We start from the raw sequence: 25,180 nt of genomic DNA on the forward strand, positions 1-25,180 counted from the left end.
CGCTCTCGGGGGTGCAGGGCCGACACCCCACCTACCCCGAAGGGAAACCCCAGTGGTCCCGTTCCCCAAGTTTCAGGAGCCCGGCGAAGAGCCCCTGGCGCAGCCCAACGAGGCGGAGGAGCCCGACGGGCTGTTCATCCTCGCCGCTCCTGACGACTCCGCACCCCCGCACCTCTAACCCGATCGGAGATTCCCCGTGAACGAGCTGTACAGCGTCTACGCCGACGAGGACCTGCGGGAGATCGTCCCCGGGGAGGCGGCGTGAGCGAGATCGAGCTGTTCCGTTTCCCCGTGACCGGTCAGGACATCCGCTCGATCCTGATCAACGGCGAGCCCTGGTTCGTCGGCAAGGACGCCGCGACGATCCTCGCCTACGTCAACACCCGCAAGGCCATCAAGGACCACGTTCCCGCACGTCACCGTGGGGGTAACGAAACGTTCCCCCTCGCTGACCTGGGGCTGGATCCGCAGACGGTTCTGATCTCCGAGCCGGGCCTGTACCGGCTGATCATGCGGAGCAAGACGGCTGTCGCCGACCAGTTCCAAGAGTGGGTGACCGCAGACGTCCTGCCCTCACTCCGCAAGACCGGCCAGTACACCATCGAGGCGGCGAAGCAGGCCGCCATCCCCGAGGACTACGCGGCAGCGCTTCGCCGGATTGCCGACGAGGTTGAGGCTCGCGCCCTCGCCGAGAAGCAGCGGGATGCGCTGCTCCCGCTGGCGGAGGCGTACGCGGACCTGATGGAGGCCGACGGCACGTTCGACTGGGCAGCCGTGGCGCAGATCTTCTCCCGCATCACCGGCGGTCTGGGCCGCAACAACTTCCTCGACCTGCTGCGTAGCGACGAGGTGAAGGTCCTCAAGGACAACAACACGCCGTACCAGCTCAAGGAGTTGGACCGCTACTTCAAGGTCATCCCGCGCAAGGCGTCGAAGACCGACCCCACGACGCGGGTCACGCCCGAGGGCCTCGACTGGCTGCGCAAGCGGCTGATCAAGCACTTCAACCACCAGCCCACCCTGTTCGCCATCGGGGAGATCGCATCATGAAGGCCGTCTTCACGCAGTTCATGGAGCCCCTCGTCACCGAAAACGCCGGACGCCTGCTCAACGACGGCCCCGAGACGCAGATCCCGCGTGCTGTCGAGGCGCTGGAGAAGTTTGCTAAGACCACGCCGCTTCGCCGCCCGGGACAGCGGTGAGCAGCGTGGCTGAGTGGTGCGTCGAGGTCAAGGACATCGTCATCCTCTCCTCACGCCAGGGCTCCGACTGGTGGCTTGCTTACCGGCACCGGTACGAGCCCATCGGCCGCATCGTCCACATCCCCGGCACAGCCGCCCCGCAGGGCGACCACTGCCGGGTGCTGTGCGACGACCGCGAGCACGCCGAATGGCTCGCCGCCCACATGGTCGAGCACGGCGGAGTCCCGCGCACTGCGGTCAAGGCGCGCCCCACCCCCACCCCCTGAACCCCCTGAAAGGACCAACCCCCATGTCTGAGTCCGGTGTTGAGCGGGAACCGCTCCACATCACCATCCCGCCCGGCGCCGTCGAGGTCACTAAGTGGCTGGTGTCGGCGTATTGCGTTCCGCTCGCCCTGAGAGACACCCGCAGGGAGGCGCGTGAACTCGTCGAGACCGCAGAGTACGGCGAGTACGACGGCGACGTTGAGTTCGCCTGGCAGCCGCAGGACATCACTGTCGACGACAGCCCGGAAGAGCTGTACGCCGTCGAGGACGGCGTCGAGATGACCACCGAGTACACGATCGCCCCCATCACCATCCACGTCGGCGGGGGTGCCTGATGGCTCGCGTCGTAGCTCTGATCTTCGCCACCCTCGCCGTTCTCGGCGTCGCCTGGTTCCTCTACCAGGACAGTCACACGGCAGGCGTGTGGGCTCTGGTCATCGGCGTCCTGCTGTTCGTCTGCCCGCTCCTGTACTCGATCGCGGACGGCGGCGAGTCGTGAGCCCGGTCTACTTTCACGGCGGAGTCCCTGGCTTGCACCGGGGAGACCTGGTCGTGCCCGGACGCCCGCATTTCGTGGACGGATGCGACGTCTGCGACGCCCACAAGGCAGGGCAGTCCCACGAGGTTGACCCGCTGACTGTCCACCAGGACCGCATCTACATCACCACCGACCGCGAGTACGCCCGGTTCTACGCGTCGAAGTACCCGCGCGGCGACCTGTACACCGTGGATCCGGTTGGGGAGTTGGTGCCCTCGCAGGAGGACCACTTCCCCACCTGGCACGTCGCTGAGGCCCGCGTGCACGGCGTCTACGACCGGTACGTGCAGCTGACCTGGAAGCAACGGCGCACCCTGATGCGCCGCTGGGAGCGAGCCGACCGTGAGGTGTGGTTCGCCCGGCTGGCCAGCACTTCCCCCGCCTGAACTTCACACGGTCCCGGATCTCCCCGATTGAGGCGAGGAGATCCGGGACCGCCCCCCAATCCAACCAGACCCCCGAACCACGGAGATCCGCATGAAACCCCGCGACGGCGACCCCAAGCAGCAGACCCCGCCCGCGCCGCCTGTGGTGTGGCCGAACGACGAAGGCCGAAGCACCGTCGTGCAGGCCAACCAGGGCGCATGGCAGCGCCACACCAAGGCCGCCCGCCAGCACCGCGAGTCCGCTGAACACCTCGGCGCCGAGATCTACGCCAAAGGCCAGGACCTGGAGAAGCTCCGCCAGGAGCAGGAGACCCTGCGCCAGGGCATCGACATGCTGATCCAGGAGCAGCGTCAGCAGGACCACTACGCCGGGCAGGAGCAGGGAGCCGCAGACGCGTACGCCGTTGCTCTGGCCGCGTTGGGGGAGCAGCTCCCTCCTCCCCAAGACCGCCTCGTGGCGGGGACGCCGGGCATGTCGCCGTTGGAGGCTGCGGCGCACGCGGCGGCGTGGAAGGACATGGCGCCGACCGGATTCCACCAGACGCTGTCGGCTTCCCCGCAGGGCGATCCTCAGGAGCACGCGGCGGCGTTCGGCGGCGCCTTTTCGCCGCACGCCGAGCGGCCAGCCGATGGCTACTGCATCAACTGCGGAGAGCCCGTCTGGCGCGAACCTGTGCACCCGGAGAACGCGCCGAAGGGCGCCAAGCACGGCTTCGGCGCGTCCTGCACGAACGACCCCAACCAGGTGGCCGACCTCGGCGACACCCCCGGACCTCTTCGGTGACCCGCTTGGAGGCGTTCCTCGCCGCTCTCGCCTCGGTGGTCTTGCCCCGCCCCAAAGGACGCCACCACCCCGCCCGGGTGACCGCGCCGGCGGCTGTGTCGGACGACACCGCCCCCATCCCCGCCCTTCGTAACCCGTACCCGCAGGAGCAGAAGTGAGCATCGAAACCAGTCCCGAGCAGGGCGTGAACTACCACACGGCGAAGCTGGAGAAGATCGTCGCAGCGCTCCGCGTCTGGCAGGAAGAGCCTGACGACGCCGAGAACGCCCACACCGCGCCCGCCGATCCGTACGCCGACGCCGACGCGTTGGAGGACATCCTCCGCGAGCACGGCCTGCAGATCCTGCCGACCGTCTCCGGAGACGCCCTCTACCGGGTGCTGGTCGACGGTCATCCCGCGCCGTACGTCGGACAGGCCCGTCCCGCTGGGCCGGTGGATGCCAACGATGCCGCTGAGATGTTCCTCGCCGAGGCATCCAAGGCCGAGTCGGTGGACCGGACCCGGGCGATCACGGTCCATCCGGCGACGGACAACGAGCTGACCAGCTCGTTGTGGAACGACATCACCGGTGGTGCCGCATGAGCGACATCACCCCCGAGAAGCTCGCCGACGTCATCTGCATGGGCATGGACACCGGGTGGCGGTACGACCTGCAAGCCGCTCTGTCCCTGACCGCACAGGGCGACGTCCTGAGCCTGCGGGTTACCAGGTGGGACGGGCCGGATGACGCCGAGACGGTCCGCCACTTCCGGGCGGTCGTCGTCGAGGGCGACGAGACGCCGATCGTCCTGGAGCGCGCCGCGCTGGCGCAGATCCGCGCGTCCCTGGTCGCTTTGGTCCGCCACATCGACACCGCGCTCTACCGCTCTTACTACGAGCGCCTTGTGCCCGCTGACGTCCTCGCTGAGGCACTCGACACCCCCGCCACGACGGAGACGACCGATGTCTGAGCCCCTGCCCGCGTCCGAACTGGACGCCATCCGCCCGCTGATCCTGATCGACGTGGATGGAGTTTTGAACCCGTTCCGCAAGCCCGGACCCGAGTGGATCCGCACGAAGTGCTCGGCCGGCGGACGCTCCTACAACATGATCCTCAACCCCGAGCACGGGCCGAAACTCCTCGCGGTGGCCGCTGAGACCGGCGCGGAACTCGTATGGGCGACCACGTGGGAACACGACGCCAACCGGGAGATCAGCCCGAAGATCGGCCTGCCCGGGCTGCCGGTCATCGAGGTGGAGCGCGACAACCAGCACCTCCACCTGCACGACCCGGTCCGCCACAAAACACCGCACGTCGCCGCCTGGGTGAAGGGGCGCCCGTTCGTCTGGTTGGACGACTACCTCACCGACCGCGACGAGGCATACCTGCGTGACCACGAAGGCGTCGGCGACTTCTTGATCATCCACGTGGATGACGGGCTCGGCATCACTGACGACGACCTCGCCGAAGCCGCCGCATGGCTGACCGAGCACGCAGCCGCAGGGGAGGGGGAGAGGTGAGGCTCCGTCCCTTCGTGGTCGGTTTGGCTGGCGGGATCACCGCGGGCCTCGGTGTGCTGGTGCTGCGCCTGATGCAGCCCGCCAGCCTGGACTTCTCACCGTTCGTCTACGTCGCCGTCGCGAGCCTCGTGCTCGCGGCTGCGGCCGGCGTGTGGCATCTCATCCTGGCCCGCTGGGGGCGTCGATGAACGTCCCCTTGTGGCTCCTCATCCCCGGCATCCCCTTGGCGCTCATCGGCGCCGTCGTCGTCGCCTTCGCCGGAGCGATGCTGGCCGACGAGATCCGCCTCGCCCGCCGCCGACGAGACCGCCTGGTCCCGGCTCGGCCGACGCTGGAACTCCTCACAGACCCCGACTACAACCCCGACCTCGACGACGAGTCGGTGGGCGGGCTGGTCGTCGACCACCGACTCAACGGGTGGAGACCTCGTTGAGCGCCTGGACCTTCGGCGCCCTGGTGCTGGCGGGCGGCTTCCTGGCTGCCCGCCTCTCCCCGGACGACCCGCTCGCCGAGGTACTCGCCGCCGTGCTCCACGCAGAGGTCGACGACGTGGAGCCCACCATCACCTGCACACCCGCTGAGAAGGAGACGACGTGATCATCCCTATCCCTGAGCGCCTCGCCCAGCTTCGCGTCGCCCGCGGCATCCCGCAGCGCCGCGTCGCCGAGGCCGCCGGCGTCGCCCTGGGCTCGATTACCCGTTGGGACACCGGCCGCGGAGGGCCAACGGTCGGCAACGCCGCCACCTACGCCGCCCTGGTCGAGCGTCGCCTCGTCGTCACCCGAGACGGCCACCTCGTCGGAGACCTGCTCGACACGCTGCCCGACCTACAGGGGATGCGCCAGGCTGCCCGCCTGTCTCAGGCAGCTTTGGCTGACCGCATGGAGATATCAGCGACCTCTGTCGGGGCGTTGGAGCGCCACGCCGGGCCGACCAGCCACCTGGGGTCCGTGCAGCGCTATTTGGAGGCGCTGCGCTACGAGGTCGTGCTGGAGCCTGTGGAGCTGGCGGTGGCCGGATGATGCCCGAGCAGGCCGTTCTGGACGCCACTGACAACTTCGTCCCCGCCAAGCTGCCGCGTGCCGTCCCTGATGTCCACCGCGACCGTGAGGCTGCGAAGCACTTCGCGGCGATGGTCGAGCACCTTGGTCGCGCCTTCGCCGCACTGGAGGCCGGGCGGTGGGACTCCGCCCGTGACCACCTCTTCCTGGTGAGGGAGTCGTCGGCGATCTGTGACGCCTCCCTCAACTCCGGCCAGCCCGACCCGAAGGACTTCCTGGCCCAGGTGCGCGCCCAGGTGCCGCAGGAGTGGGCGGAAGCCATCCAAGCGGCGCTGGAGAAGGAGGGGAAGTGATCCTCGATCTGTTCGCGGGCCCTGGCGGTTGGGATATGGGTGCCCGCATCCTCGGACTCGCCGAGCCGATCCACGGCGTTGACATCGACGTCGACGCCTGCGACACCGCCCGCACCGCAGGGTTCCACCGCACCCAAGGCAACGTGACCGACCTCGAACCTGACAGCCTCCGCGGCGCGACCGACGCCATCATCAGCCCGCCCTGCCCCACCTTTAGCGCCTCCGGCAAGCGCACCGGCCTGAACGACCTCCAGCACATCCTGGAAGCCATCGGGCAACTCGGCGACAGCCAGGCCGGACTAGGCCCTGACGACGCTTGGGCCGACGTGTACGTCAGGGTGCAGGACGTCCGCTCCGCCCTGGTGGTGGAGGCCGTCCGGTTCGCGCTCCGACTCCCACACCTTCAGCGGCTGGTCTGCGAGCAGGTTCCCGGTGTCACCCCCATCTGGCAGGAAATGTGTGCGGAACTGGCCACCGCACATGACTTCACAGCGTGCAACGTCCTGACACTGCACGGTGAGGACTTCGGCCTGCCCTCCCGCCGGACCCGAACCTTCGTCATCGCCACCCGCAACCAGACCCCAGACCTGGACGGGCTCCCGTTCCGGGAAGGGTGGACATGCGGCAGGTACGCCGCGCCGGCGAACCTGACCCCGGGAACGCGAGCACGCTTCCCCCAGACCACGATGGCGTCGGCACTGGGCTATCCAGCAGGGGAACGGATCAACACCCGAGGGAACCGGCGCACATCCGGCGGCAACGAGTTCAGCGCCGACGGCCTGTCCTGGTGCCTCACCGAGAAGGCCCGAAGCTGGAAGCGCGTCTCAAACGGCGCCCCACTGACCGCATCCCAAGCGGGACTACTGACCGGCTTCCCCGCGGACTACCCGTGGCAAGGCAGCCGCTCGAAGCAGTTCCTCCAGGCCGCTGACGTCGTCTCTCCCCCCGTCGCCGCCGCCGTCCTAGGAACGGCCCTCGGGATCGACTGGGAGACGCCGGTCCGTGACTATCTGGCGGCGATCTACGGCGGCGACTACAGCCGCGAAGAGATCCTCCTCGCGGCTTCTGCCTGCACATCCACGCAGCTCGACCTGTTCGCGGAGGTGGCGTGATGGATCGCCCGTACTGCTGCTCTCTCGCTGAGTGGGAGGGCAACGCCGCCGAGCACTCCCGCACATGCCCTGAGAGACCAGTTGAGGAGGCTACGGATGCCTGAGGTCCGCCACCCTCTCGCGGGGATGCTCGCGGTCGTCGTCCCACTGGAGATCGACCGGATGCGGGCCATGAACGACGAGCAGCGCACCCAGCAGATCGCCGAGCACGCCAGCCGCACCGTAGCGCAGCTACTCGGGGAGCAGGGCGACGTGCTCCTATACGGAGGCCGTGGCTGCGCTGAGACTTTCGCCGTCTTGGCCCGCGGCTTGGTGTGCCTGGCGTGGGCGCCCGGCGGCGTCACCGCGTTCGGCATGCACTTCTGCGCCCGCCACGAGGAGTGCGAGAAGGCGGACGCTGAACTCGCCGCCCGGGAGGCCAGCTGTGTCTGATCACCTCCGCCACGGCTACACGTGGGACGACGTCGACCAGTGCACCCGCATAGCCCTGTCCTGGCATATGGTCGGCGCCGGGTTCGTGCAGATGGCCGACCGCTACCACCTCGCATGGTCCGGCATCGTCGCCGCCCTGTACGAGGCCGCGGAGCAGCCGGAACGCGCCGACCTCATCCATGCCGGATGGCGGGCTCTTACTGACGCCCGGGACCAGGAGCTTCGCGCGCACGGGTGGGCCATCGACACCGGCGAGCTTCGAATCCGTCCCCGGTTCGCCGCCTACTGGGATCCGCCGCCCGGCGGCGGCTTCGAAGAGGCGATCGTGGAGCGCCTTGGCCTGTACCAGGCGTTCCACACGCTCACCCCCGGTATGCGCGACGCGGTCCTCGCGGTTGCCGCCACCGGCTCCTACGCCGCCGCAGAGCAGTATCTCGGCATCACCCGGGCAGCTCTCACCGTACGTCTGTCCGCTGCTCGCATGGCCATCCTGCGGGCGTGGATGGAAGGCGAAACGCCCGCCCGGCCCCGCCTGGTGCGCGACCGGAAGCCGATCCGTTGCGGCACTCCGCACGGGTACCGGGCTCATAGCAAACGCCGCGAGAAGGCGTGTGAAGCCTGCCGGGCCGCCCGCTACGACAAGCAGAGAGAAACCGCCCATGCCTGACGCCGCCCTTGCTCGTCTCGCTGCGCACCTGCCGTGCCTGGAAGCCGCCGCAGCTGACGAGTCCGCCCCCTCGGCAGCCCGCTCCCGGGTCGCCGCGGTCGCTGCTTTGACTCGGACAGCGTTGGAGGCCGCCGGCCACCGGATGGCTCAGGATGCTGCCGGACAGCCCCGGATGGTGCCGGATGCCCTCACGGAGGTGCTCGGTGACTAGCTGGAACATCTCCTCTCTCAGCCTGCAGATCGGCACCTGCACCACGTGCGGCAAGAAGTCCTACGAGACCCGCAGCGCCGCGAAACGAGCTGGCCGTGCCCTGCACCCGGATGCGTGCATGCGCGCCTACCAGTGCGGCATCTTCTGGCATCTGACGAGCTCTCCCCGCAAGCAGCAGGGAGGCAGCTGGTGAGCGCGAAAGCAGGAGTGCACCGCGGCGCCCGCGCGAGTCGTCGGCTGACGTGGTCTTGGCACGATGACGCGCAGTGCTGGGGCGAGGACCTCGCGCTGTTCTTCGGCCCTGACGGTGAGCGTCAGCCCGAGCGTGACGTCCGCGAGCGTAAGGCCAAGGCGATCTGCGCCCAGTGCCCTGTTCGGGCCGAGTGCCTGGACTACGCGCTGTCCCGTCCGGAGAAGTACGGCCTCTACGGCGGCATGAGCGAGGAAGAGCGCGCCAATGCTCGTCGCCGAGAGGCCCGCCGAACCGCGCCTCCCACGCCCGCTCCGTGCAAGCTCAGCAAACGCGACGCCGGCCTGTACGAGGCGAGCATCCTCCTCATGGACCGCCGCAAGCTGCCCATGGCCGTGGCTGCCGAGCGCCTCAGGGTGAGCGATCGCGAACTGCGGTCCATTCGCCGGCGAGGCCGTCAGGCGATCCGGGCCGCGGAGGTGACCTCGTCTTGACCGCACCGATGCTCTACACCAACCTCGGCCGATCGCACCCGCCGCTTCACGTGGACGTGGAAACCGGCCGGGTCACGGTCGGCGCCCGATACGTCCACGTCCCGCCGGTGGAGTTCCGGCTCCTCACCGTCCTCTGGGAGCGGGTGGGCGTCGCGGTGACGTACGCACAGATCGCGCAACACACGACCGCCGGATCCCAAAAGAAGATCCAGCTGGACATCGCTCGGCTTCGCGAGGCGATCGGCGACGACCCCCGGTCACCTCACTACATCACCAGCGTCCGAGGCGTCGGCTACCGCCTCGAACCCGACGCGGTCACCCCCAGACGGGACCCGTTGGCCGCATACGAGGTGGTCGTCACTGCTGGGCGACTGGCGTTGCCGTGCCCGCATGACGGCTGCGCTGAGGATCTCCTCGCCACGAATGCGGCTCCTGGAGGGCTCACCCGGATGAGGGAACTCGCCGCGTGGCACGAGCTGAACCACTGGGCGGAGGCGTCTTGAACAGCGCGAGAAAAGAAGTGAATCAGCTGATCCGCGACGCCCGGAAAGCCGGGTTGCATACCGAGTTGCAGGGCTGGAAGTGGCAGCTGACGAACCCGGAAACCGGCGGCCGAGTCTTCGTGCCAACGCAGGGCGCCGGACGGAGCCTGTCTCACCTGCGCGCTGATCTACGGCGCCTCGCGGAGCCGCCGGCGCCGATGGCTGCTGCGGTGGCGCCCGCCCGTGTGGAGGAGGAGTACGACGTGGCGATGCCGGTTGAGGAGCTGCTGGGGCTCGCCGCGAAGCAGGGCGTGCGGGCGGAGGTCCGCGGCGGCCTGCTGGCCGTGTCCGGCCCGTTCGACGCTGAACCTCTGGCCCGCCTGCTACGGGATCGCTCCGTTGAGGTGCTCGCCCATTTGAACCCCCGAGTTGAAAGTGAGGTCGAGGTGCCGAAGATCCGAGACGTCGCCCGCATCGACATCCCCGCCCCGGTGAGGAACGTCGCCGGCGACGCGCAGGAGTTGTGGCGCATCATCCGCGGCCTGGCCGCAGAGCAGGGCGACGAGGCGCACCCGAATGCCGGGGTCCAAGGCGTTATGTGGCGCGGCGCCCTGGCCCGTGTGGTGCGGGAGGCAATGCCGCAGTGGGCGGACGACTACCGCAAAGACGTGTCCGTGTATTTGGAGCGCTCAGGCCATATGAAGTGCCAGTCGCGTAACGCGAACCCGCCGGTGTGGTGGGTGCGACCTGAGTGGAACAACGGAGGACTGACTGTGACGAAGACCGCGGCCAAGGCGAAGGCGACGCCCAAGCCGAGGACACCCGAACCTGCCCTGGCCGCGGGCCTGGCGGACGCCGCGGACCCGCTGACGATGCTCCAAGCCGTCGCCAAACGCATCTCCGACGCCGAAACCCGCGCCGACGACGCAGAGCTGATGGCCGCCATGTTGGAGGAGGAGCTGACGAAGGTCCGCGGGGAGCGAGACGAGTACAAGGCGCAGCTCGACCAGTTCCGCGACACGTTCCGAGTCCTCGCCGGAGGCGGAAAGTGACGAACTACCACAGTGATCAGGAGCGCCGAGCCGCCGAGGCTCTCGGGGTCCGCCCCTCCGCCGCCCGGATCTGCCCGCGGTTGGTCGCTGGCAAGCGGTGCCTCGTTTTCCATCGGCCGTGTGTGTGTCTCCCGTATCACCACCTGCTTGACCATGGCCGGATCTGGCTCGACCAGGAAGGCCGCTACGTCCTCACCGGTGAGCCGTACGAGATCGACGGCCACAACCTCGGACGCTTCACCAAGGACATGGCCGCGCTCGGGCTGCAGATCAGCGTCAAGCCCAAGAGCGAGTCGTTCTGGTATCCCGGCCACACCTTCCTGATCCTGATCACCAGGAAGAGCCTGGCGGCGCGGGAGTCACCGCCGAGCGCCGACTCCGGCCATGTCTCATGGGAGGCCATCGAGGAGACCGTCAGGCAACGCTGGGGCGGCAGCCTCAGGTATCGCAACAGCCGCGAGCGGTTCTACGGCATCCCGTCTCCCGCCGGCGGACACATGACCCTTGAGGTCACGCTCCGGCCGCGCTGGTGCTCACTTGCCGTGGACCGGTGGCGCACTACCGACCGGCACGAGGAGCCTTCCCAGGCGTGGTTCGAAGAGCACGCCTGGCCTGTCGTTCAGAAGGCATACAAGGAGAAGAGGACCGGGTACGGAGCTCTGCCGGGCGGAGGCGGATCATTCTCGTCCGCCTCCCCAATCGACCGCTCCGACCTTCTTGATCTCCTCATCGCCTGGGTAGACGCAGAACTGGTCTGGGGGAAGCCCGCAGACTCGGCAAAGAATGTCGGCGGAGCGACCCGGTGAGCCCCTCAACCAGAAGCAGGGGGAGGTCAAGCCTTGCCGTTGACGATGCGCGAGACGTGGCCCTCGGCGTAGCGGTGCTCGATGGCCCGAGTGATTTTCGTGGTGCCCATGCCGGCGGCGGCGGCCTTGAGGATCACTTCGCGCAGCGTGAGGCGGGCACGCTCCTTGGCTGCTTCGGCGCGCTTGTCGGCCCGCGCTGCCTTGATCAGGTCCGCGATCATCTCTGCCTCTTCGTTCGGGGTCACGTTCTCATGGTCTCACGGTCACGTCATGCGGTCACGTCTCCCCATTACATCATGCGGTTAGTTCATGATGTGACATCATGCTCCGATGTAAGTATTGTAGAACCGAACACCCGAGCTAATCGAGGGACTGGTGTGGCGATCTGGCGAAGACAGAACCCGCTTCCGTCGGTCCCGTAAGAGCACCACCAGCACCATCAAGGGAGAGCCCGCCAGTGGCGCGGATTCGCAGTCTCAAGCCGGAAGCGTTCCAGTCGGAAACGCTTGCGGAAGTGTCGCTCGAAGCTGAGCGCACGTTTTACGGTCTGACCACCCAGGCCGACGACCGAGGTCGTCACCCTGACAAGCCCGCCGTCATCAACGGCGCGCTCTGGGCGGTCCGATCGGAGAAGAAGCTCCACACGGCCGCTGACTTGGACAACGAGTTGGCCGAGCTGCAGCAGGTGGACGCCATCTGCCGGTACGTCGGGTGCGACGGCAAGCGCTATCTCCACTTCGTCACGTGGGACGAGCACCAGAGGGTCGACAAGGCCAGTAAGTCGCGTGCGCCCCGGTGTCCTCACCATCGAAGTGATGTGCCCGAGCGGGACTACTGCGGGCGACACGGAGACGAGGAGTGCCCGCAGCATCCCGCCACCCCTGCGAGTCCTCGTGAGACTGCGGCCACTCCCGCCGCGCCCTCGACTGACTCTCGCGAAGCTTCAACAGATCACCATGAGCCTTCGCGGGACTCTCGCGAGGGTTCGACGAGTCCTCGCGAGGATTCGCGAGAGCCCATCGAGCCCTCGACCTTGGATCTAGGACCTAGGACCGTGGATCGTGGATCTTTTTCCCCTTCGGGGGCGTCGGCTTCGCCTCGCCGCGATCCGGCCAAGCCGATCAACGCAGGGGACGTCATCGCCGCCTACATGGACGGCGCCAAAGCAGCCGGGCTCCCCGCTCCCGCCGAGACTCTCCGCAGCCGCGTCGGCAAGCAGGCCCGCTCTCTCCTTGCTGACAAGAAAACCGATCACGAGGCACTGCTGATCGCCGCACGCAACATGGGCGCCGCGGGATGGAACGACCTCGCCGTGCAGGTGCAGCGCGACGCCGCAGCCAAAAAGCCCAAGGAACCCAGCGACTCCCGCTTCGTCAGCGGGACCGGTGCCCGCTCCCACACCCCGACTGCTGAAGAACTCGCAGACATGGAGATCGACATTTGAACGCCACCGATCCCAAGCACCACGACTACGCCGCCGCCCGCGCCGCCGCCACCGCAGGCTGGCAGGCAGAACAGATCCAGTCCCGGCTGGAGCGGTTCCACGCCAAGCGCCCGCCGACGTTCGCCGCCCCCGGCGAACTGCTGCCGGACATCGCCGCCTGGGCGGACCGGTACGCCGCCGGCGACCGGACCGGCCTGCTGCTGGTCGGCAACGTCGGAGTCGGCAAGTCCTGGTCGCTGTGGAAGATCCACGAAACCCTCATCAAGGGCGGTTTCCTCGGCGACATGGAGATCAAGACCGCCTACGACCTCAAGCGCGTCCTGACCCCGCCCATCGACACCGCCGCGTTCGACTACCTCGCGAACGCCGACATCCTCGCCCTGGACGACGTCGGCTCCATCCGGGTCTCCGACTGGGACGCCGACCACACCATGGGGCTGATCGACACCCGGTGGTCCTACCAGCGACCCACACTGGTCGCCTCCAACACCGGGAAACTGCGGGACCTGCTCGGCGAGCGTGTCGCCTCCCGCATCTCCGACAACGTCCACAAGGTCAAGATGCTCGGCGACGACCGCCGGAGGGCCAAGTGACCACAGACCTCGGACTGAGCGGCTTCGAACGGTGGGCGCCCAGCGACGCCGTCATCGCCGCGGAAATCGCCGTCGCCGGCGCCGCCATGCAATCCAAGACAGCGCTCGAAGAAGCCTCTGACCTCGTAACCGCCGAAGACTTCTTCAGCCCCGCCCGGTCGGTGTTCGCCGCCGCGCTGGCGCTGCTGGCCGACGGCAAACCCGTCGACCCCGCCTCGGTGTTCGGTGAGCTGACCGCCCGCGGTGACGCTGAGCGGGTCGGAGGCGGCACGTACCTGGCGAAGCTGATGGAGCATGCGGCCACCGCCGGGTCGGTCACCTACCACGCCCGCCGCATCGCCGCCGATGCGCGCCGCCGCAGGATCCACCTGGCGTGCAGCCAAGGCATCCAGGTCGCCGAGGGCGCCGACTGGGACGCCGAAACCGACGTCGACCGGATCCGCAAGCTCATCGACGAGGCCGCCGCCGGGCGGGATGCGCACCGCGACACCGACCTGGTCGACGTCGTCACCGAACTCCTCGACGAGCTGGAGAACCCGCCCACCACGTTGGTCGGGGTTGCTCCGCCGTACCTGGACTTGGAGCGGGACTACATCCCGACGTTCAAGCCGGGCCAGCTCATCGTGATCGCCGCCCGCCCCTCGGTCGGTAAGTCCCTGGTCGCGGTGGACATCGCCCGGTCCGCGGCGTTGCGAGATGGGCAGCGGGCGGTGCTGTTCACGCTGGAGATGTCGAAGAAGGAAGTCCTGTCGCGTCTGTTCGCGGCGGAGGCGACGGTCAAGCACGACCACATCACGGGCCGCCGGGTGTCGCCGGACGAGCTGGAGAAGATCAGCAAGGCGAGTTGGCGGGTCACCGAGTCGCCGCTGATCATCGACGACTCCCCGAACTGCTCTCTGGAGCACATCCGTAGCCGCCTGCGGAGCCTGTCGCGGACCGGCGAAACCGGCATCGTCATCATCGACTACCTGCAGTTGCTGAAATCCCCAGCGAAGATCGACATCCGGGAGCAGCAGGTCGCCGCCCAAAGCCGCGGCTTGAAGCTCATGGCCCGCGAGTTCGGTGTCCCGATCGTGTTGCTCGCCCAGCTCAACCGCGGACCCACCCAAAGGGCCGACGCGATCCCCCGCATGAGTGAGATCCGGGAGAGCGGCGCCGTGGAGCAGGACGCCGACATCGTGATTCTTCTGCACCGGGAGGACTTCTACGAGCCGGAGTCCAAGCGGGCCGGCGAAGTCGATCTGATCATCGAGAAGAACCGGGGCGGCAAACGCGGCACGGTCACGCTCGCCCACCAGCTCCACTACAGCCGGTTCGTCGACATGGCCAACCCCACGTCAGGCACGCCCACCCGCGGCCACCTGCGAGCGGTCTAACCGAAAGGCGCACTGTGACGACCATTGCCCCGGCGAGGCCGATCTGCGAGTGGTGTGAGACGGCGCCGGCCACGGAGTTGCTGGTCCGCGACCGCCCCGCCAAGCAGGGCGGCACGCACCGTGCCTGCACCCTGGCGTGCGCCAGTTGCGGAGACCGGCTGTCGCTCACGATCGCCCGCGTCGAAGACCTCACCGCCATGTACCGGCTCGCGATTAACCCCCTCATCCCTGCATCACAGGAGGCGTGCTGATGAACATCAAGCCGATCGAAACCCGCTACGCCGGATGCCGCTTCCGCTCTCGGCTCGAAGCCCGCTACGCCGTGCTGTTCGACAAGCTCGGCATCCGCTGGGAGTACGAGCCTCAGGGATTCATGGTCGATCGTCGCCCTTACCTGCCCGACTTCCGCTTCGTGGACTCCGGCACATGGGTTGAGGTGAAGGGCAGCGAAGAGGAGCTCGACCACGACCTCATTTTCAATGCGGCGTTTCATCTGCCGGAGGCTGCGGCACGCTTCCCAACCCTCTTGCTGTTGGGGCCTATCCCGGAGACCAAGGGTGATCGGTGTAACTGGTGTTGGGTCGGCTTAAGCCCGGAGGAACTTCCAGACGAGGGGCGTCACCCATGGGACGCGTACTGGTCACTTGCCCCCGCTGGCTTTCCTGGCCATCCGCTCCGCGTCGCCGACACCAGTGGCGCTACGCCCGTGCCTTTCGGGTACGAGGGCTGGCTTGAGCCGGGCGGCGACATGGACACCACAGACTCCGAGAGCGCGAAACAGCTTGAGGCTTACCGCGCTGCCCGCTCTGCCCGTTTCGAGCATGGCGAGTCCCCGTGACCCCGACTGTCCCGACTTGTCCCCAGGTTGGGGATGCGCCTGTGGATCGGCTGCTGTCTCGTCCTGGTCCTCCGGACGCTACCCCTCAAGATCAAACTTCCAAGGAGTCTTCTGATGGCTGACACGAAGATCGAGTGGGCGACCCACGTGTGGAATCCCACCACCGGATGCGACCGTGTCTCCTCCGGGTGCGACAACTGCTACGCCCTCACGATGGCCAAGCGACTCAAGGGCATGGGCGCCGAGAAGTACCAGCGCGACGGCGACCCGAAGACGAGCGGCCCCGGGTTCGGAGTGTCCGAGCACCGCGGCACGCTGAACGAACCGTTCGGCTGGCGCAAGCCGCGCCGCGTGTTCGTGAACTCGATGAGCGACCTGTTCCACGAGTCGGTGTCAGAGAACTTCATCGCCCAGGTGTTCGCCACGATGGCCTCAACTCCGAAGCACACATACATGATCCTCACGAAGCGGCACGCCCGCATGCGGTCGCTGCTGCGGAAGTGGGCGCCCGTCACCGGTGTCACGCCGTGGGTGCACATCGGGCCGTGGCCGCTGCCGAACGTGTGGCTCGGGGTCTCCGTCGAGGATCAGCGGTGGGCTGACATCCGCGTCCCGGCGCTGTTGGAGACTCCGGCCGCGGTGCGGTTCTTGTCCTGCGAGCCGCTTCTCGGGCCCGTTGACCTCTGGGGGCCCGTCGACCAGTACGGCGGGCGTCCGAAGCTGACGTACTGGCTCGACGGCCGACCTGGCTGGGGTCCTGAGGAGACCACCGAGACCGGGCTCGTGACCCAGCCGCTCACGGTTGGCCCGCGCATCGACTGGGTCATTGTTGGTGGCGAGTCCGGCCCCGGAGCGCGGCCTATGCATCCCGACTGGGCCCGCACTATCCGCGACCAATGCGCGCACTCTGGGGTGTCGTTCCACTTCAAGCAGTGGGGCGAGTACATCCCCGAGTCCCTCGGCGCCCAAGTCATCACGAGACACACCGCGAAGACCGCCCAGTACGCCGACCTCAAGGGCGGCCACCGTCCGGCGAACATCGGCGCCCGCAACGGCGCAGCGACCTGCCACCGCGTCGGCAAGAAGGCCGCCGGCCGCGAACTCGATGGCCGCACATGGGATGAGTTCCCGACGGTTCACGCTGCGGCGGTGGTCGCGTGACTGCCCCGAATGGTTGCGCCCACCACGAAGGAGGCCCCCGATGCCTGTGATCGACATGTGGGCCGTCGTCTCCGACCCCGACATCCCCGATGCCGTCGTCGAGCGGCTGATCGACCGGATGGCCGCCCGACGCGACGGCCGCACCCCCAACCCTGTGCCCGAGGACGACAAGCCGTGGCTGGCCCGCCATGTCGTCGACGCCCACCACGAAGGAGATCCCCGATGAGCGCGAAGCACTACCTCGCGGACCTGCTGCCCGAGCCCGCCGACGGCACCATCTTGGTCGTCCGCGTTGGCGACACCTACGGGGTGATCCAGCGAGACGACGCCACGGCCTCCCAGTGGAGCGAGGACGTGGCCGAGCGCTGGCTCAACGCCAGCGACGTGGATTCTGACCCGCTGGAGTGGCGGGTGGCGCTGGAGTACGTGGACGAGGTGTTCCCGTTGGGGGTCGCTCTCGCCTCTCTTGTCTCAGATGCCTCAGGAGAGCCCCCGGCGATGCCGTAGGGCGGCGCGCACGCGTCGCGGGACACGGGCTTAGGGCTCCACAACTCAACGCCTCTACGTCGCTCACAGCGCCGCGACCCATCCACTTTCAGGAACTGGAGTTCCAGCTCTTGCCAAGATCTCGCACTCCAGTTTGATCAACAGCCACGGAAGGGCACCCGATGACCAGCACCGATGACCTCGCCCCGTACCCCGAGACCCCCGAAGAAGCGACCGCCGACAACCTCGCCCGGCACATGGCCGTCGAAGCGCACTACTCCGCCACCCTCAACTCGCCCCGCTTCCAGCAGGTGATGGCCGCCGAAAAGACCGGCGAGAACCTGGCTGACAAGCGAAGCCTGTACATGCTCAACCAGGCGCTCATGCTCGCCGAGCACGGAGTCGCGTTCCTGCTCCACGAGCTTCAGCGTTTCGCCCCCGACCAGGCCGACGAGGTCGCCGCCCGCATGTGGGACATGTGGGAAGACCCGCCACTCCAGGCCATCACGTGGGACGCCCTGGAGTCGTACGGCATCGACCCCGAGCAGGTGTCGGCAGCCGCTCTCGCCCGGTGGGAAGCCGCCACCAATCCGCCGGCTCCTGCCCCGGCCGAGATCGAGTACGAGCACGACGACGGCGCATGCACCGAGTGCGGCACTACCGAGGGCGACATCTGGCCGATCCGCGGACGCGTCGGCTATTTCTGCCGCGACTGCTGCATCAAGATCACCGGTGCTGACCCCGCCCACCCCGCGTAACCCACCCCTGACAACCAATCTGACAAGGAACTCGCAATGACGAACTCGAACCTCCGCCACATCGTGATCATCCTCGACCGGTCGGGCTCCATGGCTCTCGTCAAGGACGACACCGAAGGCGGACTCAAGGCATTCCTCGCCGAGCAGATCAACGCGCCCAGCGAGACCACCGTGAGCCTCTACCAGTTCGACGACCGCTACGAGATCGTCTACGAAAACACGCCCCTCGCTGACGTCCCCGACTTCGCGTTGAAGCCCCGTGGCATGACTGCCCTTCTTGACGCGGTCGGCATGACCATCAACCGCGTCGGCGGCCATCTGGCCACGCTGCCCGAGGACAGCAGGCCCGGCGAAGTCGTCGCGGTGATCCTCACCGACGGCGCCGAGAACAGCTCGAAGGAGTACACGCTCCCGCAGGTCAAGGACCTCATCACCCGCCAGCGGGATACCTACGGGTGGGCGTTCGTGTTCCTCGGCGCGGACCAGGACGCTTTCGCCGCTGCTGGCGGGATGGGCATCGGCCGCGCGTCCACGCTCTCCTATGGCTCTAACCGGACGGAGGAATCGATGACTAGGGCGGGCGCGATGGTGACCCGCGGCTCCCGGACGGGTGACTACACGTTCACCGACGACGACCGCGACGCGACCTCCGCCTGACCCCCTGCCCTGCCCGGTGTCTTACCGGGCAGGCACACAACCCCCAGCAAGATCAACGACAAGGGCCCCTGAATGTCGAACCACGAGACCACCACTACCCACATCGGGCACAACGGCGCCCGGCTCCGCATCGCCGCGAACGCGGACTGCGAGCAGACGAACAACGGCTGCGCGACCCTCACCGTGAACGGCAGCGACACCTACCACGCGTCAGCCCGGTACACCCGCAGCCTCGCTGAGCGGATCTGCCAGGCGGCCGGGCTCGGAGCGGTCCTCCTCGAAGCCGCCGACCACCCCGGCTACGAAGCGCTGACCGATCTGACGCTGGAGGAGAAAGAGCAGCTCCCCGGCCGGTTCCACATCCCTCGCTGGGACGGCGACGGCGAGCCGAACGCGTGGCTGTGCGCGGTCTGCTGGGACGAAGGCACCGCCACCGGCTGGCCCTGCGAGGCCGCGATGAAGAACGGCGGCGAGGTCTTCGCCTCCACCGGCGAGTTCTACACCCCTGCCTGACCCACCCCATCTCCGCCCCGCCCTGCACGTCTGGGCGGGGCACCCCGAAAGGACAAGACCACCGGTGAGCAGCATCTACCGCGTTCTCTGCCTCTCCCACGACCCGGCCATCACCACCGAGGCCGAGTATGGCCGCCCCGAATCGGCCGTCGCCGCAATCGCTTCAGGCATCGACGGCCACCCGGACTGTGACCTGCTGATCGGCCGCTACTCCTACCCGCTGATCGAGATCGGCTGCCCGCCCACCACCGGCTCCGAACGTGCAGCCCGGCACCGCTGTTACCCCCACTCCGTCACTGAGTGGGTTGATGTGGCGTGGCTGCGCATCCTCGCCGCCGTTCACCAGTCCGGCACCGAGAGGATGCGGAGCCTGGCCGATGAGACCCGGCTCGCCCATTGGTCGCGGGAGCGGCTGCGACGCCTACGCGACGAGCTGGGCATTGATGCGGGCGCGCTCACCGACCAGGCAGGGGAGGCTCCCTGATGTCCTCCCTCTCCGACGTCCTCCAAGAGCCGGAAGACGGGACAACAATCATCCTGACGGGCCCGATGATCTGTGGACACCTGGTGCTCCGACGCGACGACGCCAAAGCCGCTCGGCACGACGACCGTGAGCCTGGGGAGCGCTGGTTCCGGTGCGACCTCTCCGAGGGAGAGCCCCTCTCGTGGGCCAAATACACCACCTTCGCGACCAAGGCCTACGCCCTTGGTCCTCTCCTTGCAGATGTGGAGGCTCCCTGATGCCCGCTGAGCCTCGCCGCTACCTCCTCGACCTCGCTGGCTATCTCGCCGCCCAGGACCATCGCAGGGACGACCGCGTGAACCGCGCCCTCGACGCGCTCTCTGACCGCGAAAAGCGACTGGTCCGGGAAGCCGCCGTCATGGGCTACGTCCAGGGAGCCATGGCCGCCAACCCGGGCAAGCGGCCCGACATTCCCAAGGACTCGGCCATCGTGTGGCAGGTCGTTGACGCCTGCCGAGCCTTCCCTGACCTGTACCCGGTGATTAGCGCTCTGGCCGACGAGGAGGCGCGCGATGCCTGACCCCACCATTCCCACGGGCGACGTCGACGTGCTCGTCTCCCATGAGTGGACATCACACCCAAGATCCGCCCACCGTCTCCACACCTACGACGCCGCCTGCGCGATCTGCCGGGGTGACGCGGCCGCGATCGTCGCCGTCGTCGCCCAGCAGATCCGCCGCCAGGTCGCTGACGAGTTCCGCGCCCTCGCCGCCGCTGCGTCCCGTGACGACCTCCGTACCCGCCTCGATGCGATTCTGCGCCCGGCCATGCTGATCGGCCTCGACGATCCGCTTGGCGAGGAGCGGGCCGGAGAGTGGGCGGACTGGGTGCTCGCCGCGGTGCTGGCCGTGCGGGACGTCGAGCTGGAAGGCGCCCGCGACGGGCTCGCCGACCTCGACGACATCATCACGACCGAGCGGGCCATCCACGAGGTGACCATCGCCCGCGCCGAGGAGGCGGAGGAAGCTCTCGACGCCCACAAGGCCGCTCTCGCCCGTGTCCGGTATCTCGCCGAAGACTGGGCGACCCTCCCTCACGGCGCATACACCAGAGCGGGCAGGCGGATCCTCGCCGCTCTCGACACCCCGGAGACCAGCCGTGCCACCTGAGCAGCGCGTTCACGCCATCGTGTTCAACGCCGTCGGCCCCGCCCTCCGCACCGTCGGCCTGTGGGCGAAGCTGACCAGCCGCCAGACCATCGCCGACCGGGTGTTGGCCGCTCTCGCCGAGCACGGCCTGGTCGTCGTAGCCCGTGCCGACCTCGACGCGTACGTCAACCGAGACGGCACGAACCTGCTGCGCGAGGTGGACGGGCTCAACGCGCTGCTTGCCGCTCTTGGAACGGAGAAGCCCAATGCCTGACGCCTGCGTGTTCTGCCAGATCGTCGCCGGACAAGCCCCAGCAAGGATCGTCGCTGAGTGGGACGACACGCTCGCGATCCGCCCGCTCAACCCGGTCACCGACGGCCATGTGCTCGTCATCCCGAAGCGGCACGTCGCCGACGCGGCAGAGGACCCCGCCGTGTCGGCGGTCGTGATGCGCGCCGCCGCTGAGCTGGCCGTCCCGCCGTACAACATCATCACCTCGGCAGGGCGTGAGGCCACGCAAAGCGTGTTCCACCTGCACCTGCACATCGTGCCCCGCAAGGAGAGCGACGGCTTGGCCCTGCCCTGGTACAGCGGGCGCGGCGGGAAGGGCGCACACCATGGCTGACGACCTCCGCCAGCGCGAGGAAGACTGGCCCGCACTCGCCCGAGCCGTACGAGACCGCCGCCGAGAACTCGGCATTCCGACCCAGGAAGTCGCTGCTTGGCGGGCTGGGATGTCGCAGAACACCTGGCAGCGCGTGGAGTCGGGGACGCCGGTCAGCCCACGCTCCCTGGCGGCTGTAGCGAACCTGCTCGGCTGGGACGCGGGCCACCCGATGGCGATCCTGTCGGGAGCCTCTGACCAGCCGATTTCCCAGAACCGGGAAAACGCTGCCGCTTGCCGGCATGGCTGCGCGACATGCCGGGACACCCCCAAGCCGGTACACCCCGAGAGGAGAGCGCTCCGCGACCGGTACGCGTCGGCGGTCGCGTGGGCCTACTGCACCCCGCATGCCATCGCCGACGCCGTTCTGGCCGTCCGAGATGAGGAGTTGGAGGGCGCCCACGCTGCCGAGGAGGCGCTGGACGGCGCCCAGGAAGCGCTCGCCCGTGTCGCTGCCCTGGCCCGTCGCCTCGCGGAGACGGATCCGAAGACCGCGGACCTGATCGCGGAAACGATCCTTGGGGTGGCGGGGGAATGCAAGCCCGGCGCCGCTCTCGCGCTCCTTGATGCTCCTCCGGAGTCCCGGTGACCCTGTTCGCCGAGGAGGGCACGCCCCGCCGCGTCAAGTGCAGGGCGTGCCCTCGGATGCTCACCGACCCGAAGTGGGTCGCCTTCGGGTGGGGGCGTTGCTGCGCGAAGAAGCTCGGTCTCATCCCCGCTCCGCGCTCACGGGGCGTGTCAGTTCACCCCCGGGCCGGCGGAGACGTCGAGGGGCAGGGCGACCTCCTCGCGGAGGAGGCGGAGGAGTGAGAGCGCGGGAAAGAGCTTGCTGCGCGGTCAGTCCTCGGCGGGAGGTTTCTCGTTGACTCGCCCGCTGGAAATCAGCCACTTGCTGACCTCTCGCCAGGACCAGCCGGGTGCGCCATTGACTGTGGTCGCAGGCTCGGGCATGGGCGTCTCTCGCGGGCGTGTCTCGCTGCGGGTGGGGGAGCCTTTGGCCACCCAGGCGCGGCGGTACTTCTCCCAGTTGCGGACGGTGCTTACCGGGAACTCGGCGCCGAAGTCTTCGCGTGCGCGCTCGATGATCTCGGCGTATCCGACGATGTCATGCCTCTTGGTCACGTCGTCAGCGTACTACGAGTGGTCACCTTGTCCAGCCACCAGTGGCTTAGTCACGGATAGGTCACAACTCTTCGACTAGGCCATTTATGGCTTGTCGGATAAGCCAAATCCGATAGTGTTGGGTCATCGGCAGGGAGCACACAGAGGAGAACGAAATGACCGCCACCATCACCGACCAGCAGGCCGCTGACATCATCGCCGCCGCCCTCCTCGCGAAACTCCCCGCCGGCGCCCGCGACCAGCTCATCCGAGACCTGTCGGTCGAGGACCGCCGCGCCGCCTACGCCGCCGCCAACCGGATGCCCCGCCGGGCGAACGCCCTCACCGACGACATCGAGCAGATGGGCGAGATCACGGTCGTCCCCTGCGACCACGGCGGCTGGCAGATCCACCACCCCGCGACCGGCCTGGTGCTCGACACCGAGGGCTGCTGGATCGACACGGCCAGCGTGGACCTGGCCTCGATCGCCGGCGAGGACAACACCACCTGGTCCTCCAAGGACCTGGCGGTCGCTGCCGCCCTCGCCACCCTCTAACCCGCCCCGGCCCGGGGCAATCCGGGCCACCCTCCCCCCTTCGCATCCGAGAACGGAGACCCCGTTGAACGCCACCGAGATCGCCGCTGAGATCGCCCGCCTGTCCGCCCTCCTCGCCCCCGCGATCACCGATGAGAACAGCGACTGGGACGGAGACTTCGCCGCTGTCCTCGGCCATCTCGCGGACGCGCAGCGCGACCAGGGCGCTGCCCTCAACGTGGTCGCCAACTCCGCCGAGGGGATGGAGGACGAGCTCTGGGGGAGCGTCGCCTACGAGGCGGCGCGCTCCGCGGACATCTTGGCGGTGACCGCGAAGAACTTGGCCTCCGGTCGGGACTCCGCGCAGGCGGCGCAGGAGGAGACCGCCGCCGCGATCGACGCCGCTCGCACTGCTCACTTCTCGACGATCTTCGCCGAGACTCGCCCGTCCAGCTTCTTCGCCGCTCTCGCGGATCTGCCCGGCGCTCTCACCACCCGCTGACGCTGCGGAGGGGGCTCCTTTGGGAGTCCCCTCCACTCCGCCAGACCAACCGCCCCACCCGCTCCGAGAGGTACGACTTGAGCCCCACGTGTGCCCTGTGCGGCACCACCCCGCAGCCGTCCGACGTTTCACCCGTCCCTGCCTGGAGGTGCTCCCAGGGGTGCCCGCACCCGGCGCCGAGCGTCCAGCCGGCCACCACCTGACCTCCAACCGATCAGCAAGGAGAACCGACGATGACCGCTTTCGAGGCACAGGCGCCGATCTTCGAGGTCCGGTGCGACGTCCCCGAGTGTGAGGCGACCTTCACGCCCGACAGCGCCTTTTCCCGCCGCCACGCCCGCCAGGCCCGTCTCGCGGCGGGCGACGCCGGATGGGACGTGCCCCCGCCGCGCGGCAAGGGTTCGCGTTCCCTGCACGACTTCTGCCCCGAGCACGCCCGCTGCTGACCCCTCAGCCCTTTTCCCGGTCTGCCGGGCTCGCGTTCGCGGCGCGGGAAGGGCGCCTCCCCTGACACCAACGATCTTGAACGGAGCCCCCTCGTGAACTTGATCCCTCGCTCACCCCGCCAGTTCGTCCGCGCGTTCGTCGCCGGGCTCGCCGAACTCCGCCGCCTCGTCACCCGCCCCTGACCTCCAAGGAGACCTGACCGATGACCAGCAAGCCCAGAGTCGTGGGCGTCCACGACGGAGGCGACGGCGAGTGGGGCGTCACGACACTCGTCGGCGGCAACCGCGCCCACCAGACCCACCCCTGCCCGGCGTGCCCCTGGCGCAGAGACGCACCCACAGACGTCTTCCCGCCCGAGGCGTTCCGCCACTCGGCCCGCACCACCTACGACCTGGCCACCAGCAAGTTCGCCTGCCACATGTCCGGCCGCGAACGGCCGAAGACCTGTGCCGGCTTCCTGCTGCGCGGCGCATCCGACAACCTCGCCGTCCGCATGAGCGCCGCTGACTACTCCGGAGTTCACTCCACGGTTGACCTGTACGACGACTACCGGCAGATGGCGGTCGCCAACGGCGTGGACCCGGACGACCCTGCGCTGGCGCCATGTCGTGGGGACCGGTCGATGGAGTACCTGCCGCACCGAGAGGACAGCTGAGCCATGTCTGAGTGCACCTGCTGGGCTCCCGAGGACGCCGAGCCTGAGGACCACGACAGGGACTGCCCGGAGAACCCGGGCTGGGACCTCGACGAAGAGGAGAGCTGACCCGTGGCCGAGCGGATCGAGTACGCCTGCCGCTACACCGGCTGGGGAACCGACCCCGCCACGGGCGAAGAGGCACCAGCCGTCGTCTACGAAGTCGCCGGCGAGGGCGATGCTGGCCTGCTGGAGGCTCGCGAGGCCATCACGCCCCTGCGCCGCTGGCAGGCAGCCCAGGGCCTCCCCGTGGACGCCGTGGTGGTGTCTCGCCCCGTCCACGAGTGGGCCGTCGTTGACTCGCCCGCCCGCCCCTGACGT

50 protein-coding genes and 1 pseudogene are annotated in these 25,180 nt (G+C 68.4%); 49 read left to right on the forward strand and 2 right to left on the reverse strand.

The window, feature by feature from the left end; translation table 11 throughout:
• Window positions 1–52 precede the first annotated feature (52 nt).
• The 25 genes and pseudogenes from OG884_RS18375 to OG884_RS18495 all read left to right on the forward strand — a co-directional run bounded on the left by OG884_RS18375 (window position 53) and on the right by OG884_RS18495 (window position 11,477).
• Window positions 53–178: a hypothetical protein gene (locus OG884_RS18375; protein ID WP_326646592.1), complete on the forward strand. Its 126-nt coding sequence runs from the start codon at window positions 53–55 to the stop codon at window positions 176–178.
• A gap of 83 nt (window positions 179–261) precedes the next feature.
• Complete coding sequence (locus OG884_RS18380; protein WP_326646593.1) at window positions 262–1,050, forward strand: BRO family protein; 789 nt, start codon at window positions 262–264, stop codon at window positions 1,048–1,050.
• Window positions 1,047–1,202 (forward strand): hypothetical protein, encoded by a 156-nt coding sequence (locus OG884_RS18385; RefSeq protein WP_326646594.1) that lies wholly within the window; start codon window positions 1,047–1,049, stop codon window positions 1,200–1,202. The genes OG884_RS18380 and OG884_RS18385 overlap by 4 nt, the downstream gene beginning before the upstream one ends.
• A gap of 5 nt (window positions 1,203–1,207) precedes the next feature.
• Window positions 1,208–1,468: a hypothetical protein gene (locus OG884_RS18390; RefSeq protein ID WP_326646595.1), complete on the forward strand. Its 261-nt coding sequence runs from the start codon at window positions 1,208–1,210 to the stop codon at window positions 1,466–1,468.
• Window positions 1,469–1,491: 23 nt separating this feature from the next.
• Window positions 1,492–1,803 carry a hypothetical protein gene (locus OG884_RS18395; protein ID WP_326646597.1) on the forward strand — a complete coding sequence of 104 codons (312 nt, stop codon included), beginning with the start codon at window positions 1,492–1,494 and terminating at the stop codon, window positions 1,801–1,803.
• Window positions 1,803–1,967: a hypothetical protein gene (locus tag OG884_RS18400; protein ID WP_326646598.1), complete on the forward strand. Its 165-nt coding sequence runs from the start codon at window positions 1,803–1,805 to the stop codon at window positions 1,965–1,967. The genes OG884_RS18395 and OG884_RS18400 overlap by 1 nt, the downstream gene beginning before the upstream one ends.
• 32 nt (window positions 1,968–1,999) lie before the next feature.
• A complete protein-coding gene (locus OG884_RS18405; protein ID WP_326646599.1) occupies window positions 2,000–2,392 on the forward strand; it encodes a hypothetical protein in 393 nt (130 codons plus the stop codon).
• A gap of 91 nt (window positions 2,393–2,483) precedes the next feature.
• Window positions 2,484–3,176, forward strand: a complete 693-nt coding sequence (locus OG884_RS18410; RefSeq protein ID WP_326646601.1) for a hypothetical protein — start codon at window positions 2,484–2,486, stop codon at window positions 3,174–3,176.
• A complete protein-coding gene (locus OG884_RS18415) occupies window positions 3,173–3,334 on the forward strand; it encodes a hypothetical protein (RefSeq protein WP_326646603.1) in 162 nt (53 codons plus the stop codon). Before OG884_RS18410 ends, OG884_RS18415 begins: the two co-directional genes overlap by 4 nt.
• Complete coding sequence (locus tag OG884_RS18420; RefSeq protein WP_326646604.1) at window positions 3,331–3,759, forward strand: hypothetical protein; 429 nt, start codon at window positions 3,331–3,333, stop codon at window positions 3,757–3,759. The genes OG884_RS18415 and OG884_RS18420 overlap by 4 nt, the downstream gene beginning before the upstream one ends.
• The gene (locus OG884_RS18425) at window positions 3,756–4,127 is read left to right on the forward strand and encodes a hypothetical protein (protein WP_326646605.1); all 372 of its coding nucleotides are present in this window, start codon (window positions 3,756–3,758) and stop codon (window positions 4,125–4,127) included. Before OG884_RS18420 ends, OG884_RS18425 begins: the two co-directional genes overlap by 4 nt.
• Entirely contained in the window at window positions 4,120–4,677 is a 558-nt protein-coding gene (locus tag OG884_RS18430) for an HAD domain-containing protein (protein WP_326646606.1), read from the forward strand. The genes OG884_RS18425 and OG884_RS18430 overlap by 8 nt, the downstream gene beginning before the upstream one ends.
• Window positions 4,674–4,865, forward strand: coding sequence for a hypothetical protein (locus tag OG884_RS18435; RefSeq protein ID WP_326646607.1), 192 nt, complete (start codon window positions 4,674–4,676; stop codon window positions 4,863–4,865). Before OG884_RS18430 ends, OG884_RS18435 begins: the two co-directional genes overlap by 4 nt.
• Complete coding sequence (locus tag OG884_RS18440; protein WP_326646608.1) at window positions 4,862–5,110, forward strand: hypothetical protein; 249 nt, start codon at window positions 4,862–4,864, stop codon at window positions 5,108–5,110. The genes OG884_RS18435 and OG884_RS18440 overlap by 4 nt, the downstream gene beginning before the upstream one ends.
• On the forward strand, window positions 5,107–5,274 hold the full coding sequence (locus OG884_RS18445; RefSeq protein WP_326646609.1) for a hypothetical protein: 168 nt from the start codon (window positions 5,107–5,109) through the stop codon (window positions 5,272–5,274). Before OG884_RS18440 ends, OG884_RS18445 begins: the two co-directional genes overlap by 4 nt.
• Window positions 5,271–5,699, forward strand: a complete 429-nt coding sequence (locus tag OG884_RS18450; RefSeq protein ID WP_326643003.1) for a helix-turn-helix transcriptional regulator — start codon at window positions 5,271–5,273, stop codon at window positions 5,697–5,699. The genes OG884_RS18445 and OG884_RS18450 overlap by 4 nt, the downstream gene beginning before the upstream one ends.
• The gene (locus OG884_RS18455; protein ID WP_326643001.1) at window positions 5,696–6,031 is read left to right on the forward strand and encodes a hypothetical protein; all 336 of its coding nucleotides are present in this window, start codon (window positions 5,696–5,698) and stop codon (window positions 6,029–6,031) included. Before OG884_RS18450 ends, OG884_RS18455 begins: the two co-directional genes overlap by 4 nt.
• Window positions 6,028–7,143, forward strand: coding sequence for a DNA cytosine methyltransferase (locus OG884_RS18460; RefSeq protein ID WP_326642999.1), 1,116 nt, complete (start codon window positions 6,028–6,030; stop codon window positions 7,141–7,143). The genes OG884_RS18455 and OG884_RS18460 overlap by 4 nt, the downstream gene beginning before the upstream one ends.
• A 96-nt stretch (window positions 7,144–7,239) precedes the next feature.
• Complete coding sequence (locus OG884_RS18465; RefSeq protein ID WP_326642998.1) at window positions 7,240–7,575, forward strand: hypothetical protein; 336 nt, start codon at window positions 7,240–7,242, stop codon at window positions 7,573–7,575.
• Window positions 7,568–8,242 (forward strand): hypothetical protein, encoded by a 675-nt coding sequence (locus tag OG884_RS18470; protein ID WP_326642996.1) that lies wholly within the window; start codon window positions 7,568–7,570, stop codon window positions 8,240–8,242. Before OG884_RS18465 ends, OG884_RS18470 begins: the two co-directional genes overlap by 8 nt.
• A 203-nt stretch (window positions 8,243–8,445) precedes the next feature.
• Window positions 8,446–8,646 (forward strand): hypothetical protein, encoded by a 201-nt coding sequence (locus tag OG884_RS18475; RefSeq protein WP_326642994.1) that lies wholly within the window; start codon window positions 8,446–8,448, stop codon window positions 8,644–8,646.
• 44 nt (window positions 8,647–8,690) lie between these two features.
• Window positions 8,691–8,936 (forward strand): annotated as a pseudogene (locus tag OG884_RS18480) (WhiB family transcriptional regulator); the annotation flags it as partial.
• A 197-nt stretch (window positions 8,937–9,133) separates the two neighbouring features.
• Entirely contained in the window at window positions 9,134–9,640 is a 507-nt protein-coding gene (locus tag OG884_RS18485) for a winged helix-turn-helix domain-containing protein (protein WP_326642992.1), read from the forward strand.
• Window positions 9,641–9,657: 17 nt separating this feature from the next.
• On the forward strand, window positions 9,658–10,671 hold the full coding sequence (locus OG884_RS18490) for a hypothetical protein (RefSeq protein WP_326646611.1): 1,014 nt from the start codon (window positions 9,658–9,660) through the stop codon (window positions 10,669–10,671).
• A gap of 122 nt (window positions 10,672–10,793) precedes the next feature.
• Entirely contained in the window at window positions 10,794–11,477 is a 684-nt protein-coding gene (locus OG884_RS18495) for a hypothetical protein (RefSeq protein WP_326646613.1), read from the forward strand.
• A gap of 26 nt (window positions 11,478–11,503) precedes the next feature.
• On the opposite strand, the gene OG884_RS18500 is transcribed toward OG884_RS18495, so the two are convergent.
• On the reverse strand, window positions 11,504–11,722 hold the full coding sequence (locus OG884_RS18500; protein ID WP_326646614.1) for a hypothetical protein: 219 nt from the start codon (window positions 11,720–11,722) through the stop codon (window positions 11,504–11,506).
• Window positions 11,723–11,934: 212 nt separating this feature from the next.
• Here OG884_RS18500 and OG884_RS18505 point away from each other — a divergent pair, with 212 nt between their 5' ends.
• The 19 genes from OG884_RS18505 (at window position 11,935) to OG884_RS18595 (ending at window position 22,389) form a co-directional block, all read left to right on the forward strand.
• Window positions 11,935–12,921 carry a hypothetical protein gene (locus tag OG884_RS18505; protein WP_326646615.1) on the forward strand — a complete coding sequence of 329 codons (987 nt, stop codon included), beginning with the start codon at window positions 11,935–11,937 and terminating at the stop codon, window positions 12,919–12,921.
• Complete coding sequence (locus tag OG884_RS18510; protein ID WP_326646616.1) at window positions 12,918–13,514, forward strand: hypothetical protein; 597 nt, start codon at window positions 12,918–12,920, stop codon at window positions 13,512–13,514. The genes OG884_RS18505 and OG884_RS18510 overlap by 4 nt, the downstream gene beginning before the upstream one ends.
• On the forward strand, window positions 13,511–14,890 hold the full coding sequence (locus OG884_RS18515; RefSeq protein WP_326646618.1) for a replicative DNA helicase: 1,380 nt from the start codon (window positions 13,511–13,513) through the stop codon (window positions 14,888–14,890). The genes OG884_RS18510 and OG884_RS18515 overlap by 4 nt, the downstream gene beginning before the upstream one ends.
• Before the next feature lie 14 nt (window positions 14,891–14,904).
• Entirely contained in the window at window positions 14,905–15,141 is a 237-nt protein-coding gene (locus tag OG884_RS18520; RefSeq protein WP_326646619.1) for a hypothetical protein, read from the forward strand.
• Window positions 15,141–15,728, forward strand: coding sequence for a hypothetical protein (locus OG884_RS18525; RefSeq protein ID WP_326646620.1), 588 nt, complete (start codon window positions 15,141–15,143; stop codon window positions 15,726–15,728). Before OG884_RS18520 ends, OG884_RS18525 begins: the two co-directional genes overlap by 1 nt.
• A gap of 114 nt (window positions 15,729–15,842) precedes the next feature.
• Entirely contained in the window at window positions 15,843–16,889 is a 1,047-nt protein-coding gene (locus tag OG884_RS18530; protein ID WP_326646621.1) for a DUF5131 family protein, read from the forward strand.
• Window positions 16,890–16,929: 40 nt separating this feature from the next.
• Window positions 16,930–17,115: a hypothetical protein gene (locus OG884_RS18535; protein WP_326646622.1), complete on the forward strand. Its 186-nt coding sequence runs from the start codon at window positions 16,930–16,932 to the stop codon at window positions 17,113–17,115.
• Window positions 17,112–17,396: a hypothetical protein gene (locus OG884_RS18540; RefSeq protein ID WP_326646624.1), complete on the forward strand. Its 285-nt coding sequence runs from the start codon at window positions 17,112–17,114 to the stop codon at window positions 17,394–17,396. The genes OG884_RS18535 and OG884_RS18540 overlap by 4 nt, the downstream gene beginning before the upstream one ends.
• Before the next feature lie 161 nt (window positions 17,397–17,557).
• Entirely contained in the window at window positions 17,558–18,133 is a 576-nt protein-coding gene (locus OG884_RS18545; protein ID WP_326646625.1) for a hypothetical protein, read from the forward strand.
• A gap of 36 nt (window positions 18,134–18,169) precedes the next feature.
• Complete coding sequence (locus tag OG884_RS18550; RefSeq protein WP_326646626.1) at window positions 18,170–18,790, forward strand: vWA domain-containing protein; 621 nt, start codon at window positions 18,170–18,172, stop codon at window positions 18,788–18,790.
• Between the two features lie 72 nt (window positions 18,791–18,862).
• On the forward strand, window positions 18,863–19,303 hold the full coding sequence (locus tag OG884_RS18555; protein WP_326646627.1) for a hypothetical protein: 441 nt from the start codon (window positions 18,863–18,865) through the stop codon (window positions 19,301–19,303).
• A 64-nt stretch (window positions 19,304–19,367) separates the two neighbouring features.
• Window positions 19,368–19,787, forward strand: a complete 420-nt coding sequence (locus OG884_RS18560) for a hypothetical protein (protein ID WP_326646629.1) — start codon at window positions 19,368–19,370, stop codon at window positions 19,785–19,787.
• Entirely contained in the window at window positions 19,787–20,044 is a 258-nt protein-coding gene (locus tag OG884_RS18565; protein WP_326646630.1) for a hypothetical protein, read from the forward strand. Before OG884_RS18560 ends, OG884_RS18565 begins: the two co-directional genes overlap by 1 nt.
• Entirely contained in the window at window positions 20,044–20,346 is a 303-nt protein-coding gene (locus OG884_RS18570; RefSeq protein ID WP_326646631.1) for a hypothetical protein, read from the forward strand. Before OG884_RS18565 ends, OG884_RS18570 begins: the two co-directional genes overlap by 1 nt.
• Window positions 20,339–20,935 carry a hypothetical protein gene (locus tag OG884_RS18575; protein ID WP_326646632.1) on the forward strand — a complete coding sequence of 199 codons (597 nt, stop codon included), beginning with the start codon at window positions 20,339–20,341 and terminating at the stop codon, window positions 20,933–20,935. Before OG884_RS18570 ends, OG884_RS18575 begins: the two co-directional genes overlap by 8 nt.
• Window positions 20,925–21,188 carry a hypothetical protein gene (locus OG884_RS18580; protein WP_326646633.1) on the forward strand — a complete coding sequence of 88 codons (264 nt, stop codon included), beginning with the start codon at window positions 20,925–20,927 and terminating at the stop codon, window positions 21,186–21,188. The genes OG884_RS18575 and OG884_RS18580 overlap by 11 nt, the downstream gene beginning before the upstream one ends.
• A complete protein-coding gene (locus OG884_RS18585; RefSeq protein ID WP_326646634.1) occupies window positions 21,181–21,540 on the forward strand; it encodes an HIT family protein in 360 nt (119 codons plus the stop codon). The genes OG884_RS18580 and OG884_RS18585 overlap by 8 nt, the downstream gene beginning before the upstream one ends.
• Complete coding sequence (locus OG884_RS18590) at window positions 21,533–22,168, forward strand: helix-turn-helix domain-containing protein (protein ID WP_326646635.1); 636 nt, start codon at window positions 21,533–21,535, stop codon at window positions 22,166–22,168. The genes OG884_RS18585 and OG884_RS18590 overlap by 8 nt, the downstream gene beginning before the upstream one ends.
• Window positions 22,165–22,389, forward strand: coding sequence for a hypothetical protein (locus OG884_RS18595; protein ID WP_326646636.1), 225 nt, complete (start codon window positions 22,165–22,167; stop codon window positions 22,387–22,389). The genes OG884_RS18590 and OG884_RS18595 overlap by 4 nt, the downstream gene beginning before the upstream one ends.
• Before the next feature lie 27 nt (window positions 22,390–22,416).
• On the opposite strand, the gene OG884_RS18600 is transcribed toward OG884_RS18595, so the two are convergent.
• Window positions 22,417–22,701, reverse strand: coding sequence for a hypothetical protein (locus OG884_RS18600; RefSeq protein ID WP_326646637.1), 285 nt, complete (start codon window positions 22,699–22,701; stop codon window positions 22,417–22,419).
• A 155-nt stretch (window positions 22,702–22,856) separates the two neighbouring features.
• On the opposite strand from OG884_RS18600, the gene OG884_RS18605 reads away from it, so the two are divergent.
• The 5 genes from OG884_RS18605 (at window position 22,857) to OG884_RS18625 (ending at window position 25,177) form a co-directional block, all read left to right on the forward strand.
• Window positions 22,857–23,237 (forward strand): hypothetical protein, encoded by a 381-nt coding sequence (locus tag OG884_RS18605; RefSeq protein WP_326646638.1) that lies wholly within the window; start codon window positions 22,857–22,859, stop codon window positions 23,235–23,237.
• A 64-nt stretch (window positions 23,238–23,301) separates the two neighbouring features.
• Window positions 23,302–23,718, forward strand: a complete 417-nt coding sequence (locus OG884_RS18610) for a hypothetical protein (protein ID WP_326646639.1) — start codon at window positions 23,302–23,304, stop codon at window positions 23,716–23,718.
• Window positions 23,719–23,951: 233 nt separating this feature from the next.
• Window positions 23,952–24,164: a hypothetical protein gene (locus OG884_RS18615; RefSeq protein WP_326646641.1), complete on the forward strand. Its 213-nt coding sequence runs from the start codon at window positions 23,952–23,954 to the stop codon at window positions 24,162–24,164.
• Between the two features lie 203 nt (window positions 24,165–24,367).
• Window positions 24,368–24,820 (forward strand): DUF6283 family protein, encoded by a 453-nt coding sequence (locus OG884_RS18620; protein ID WP_326646643.1) that lies wholly within the window; start codon window positions 24,368–24,370, stop codon window positions 24,818–24,820.
• 111 nt (window positions 24,821–24,931) lie between these two features.
• Entirely contained in the window at window positions 24,932–25,177 is a 246-nt protein-coding gene (locus tag OG884_RS18625) for a hypothetical protein (RefSeq protein WP_326646645.1), read from the forward strand.
• The last annotated feature ends 3 nt before the right edge of the window (window positions 25,178–25,180 follow it).

The organism is Streptosporangium sp. NBC_01755, from assembly GCF_035917995.1.
GTDB lineage: Bacteria > Actinomycetota > Actinomycetes > Streptosporangiales > Streptosporangiaceae > Streptosporangium.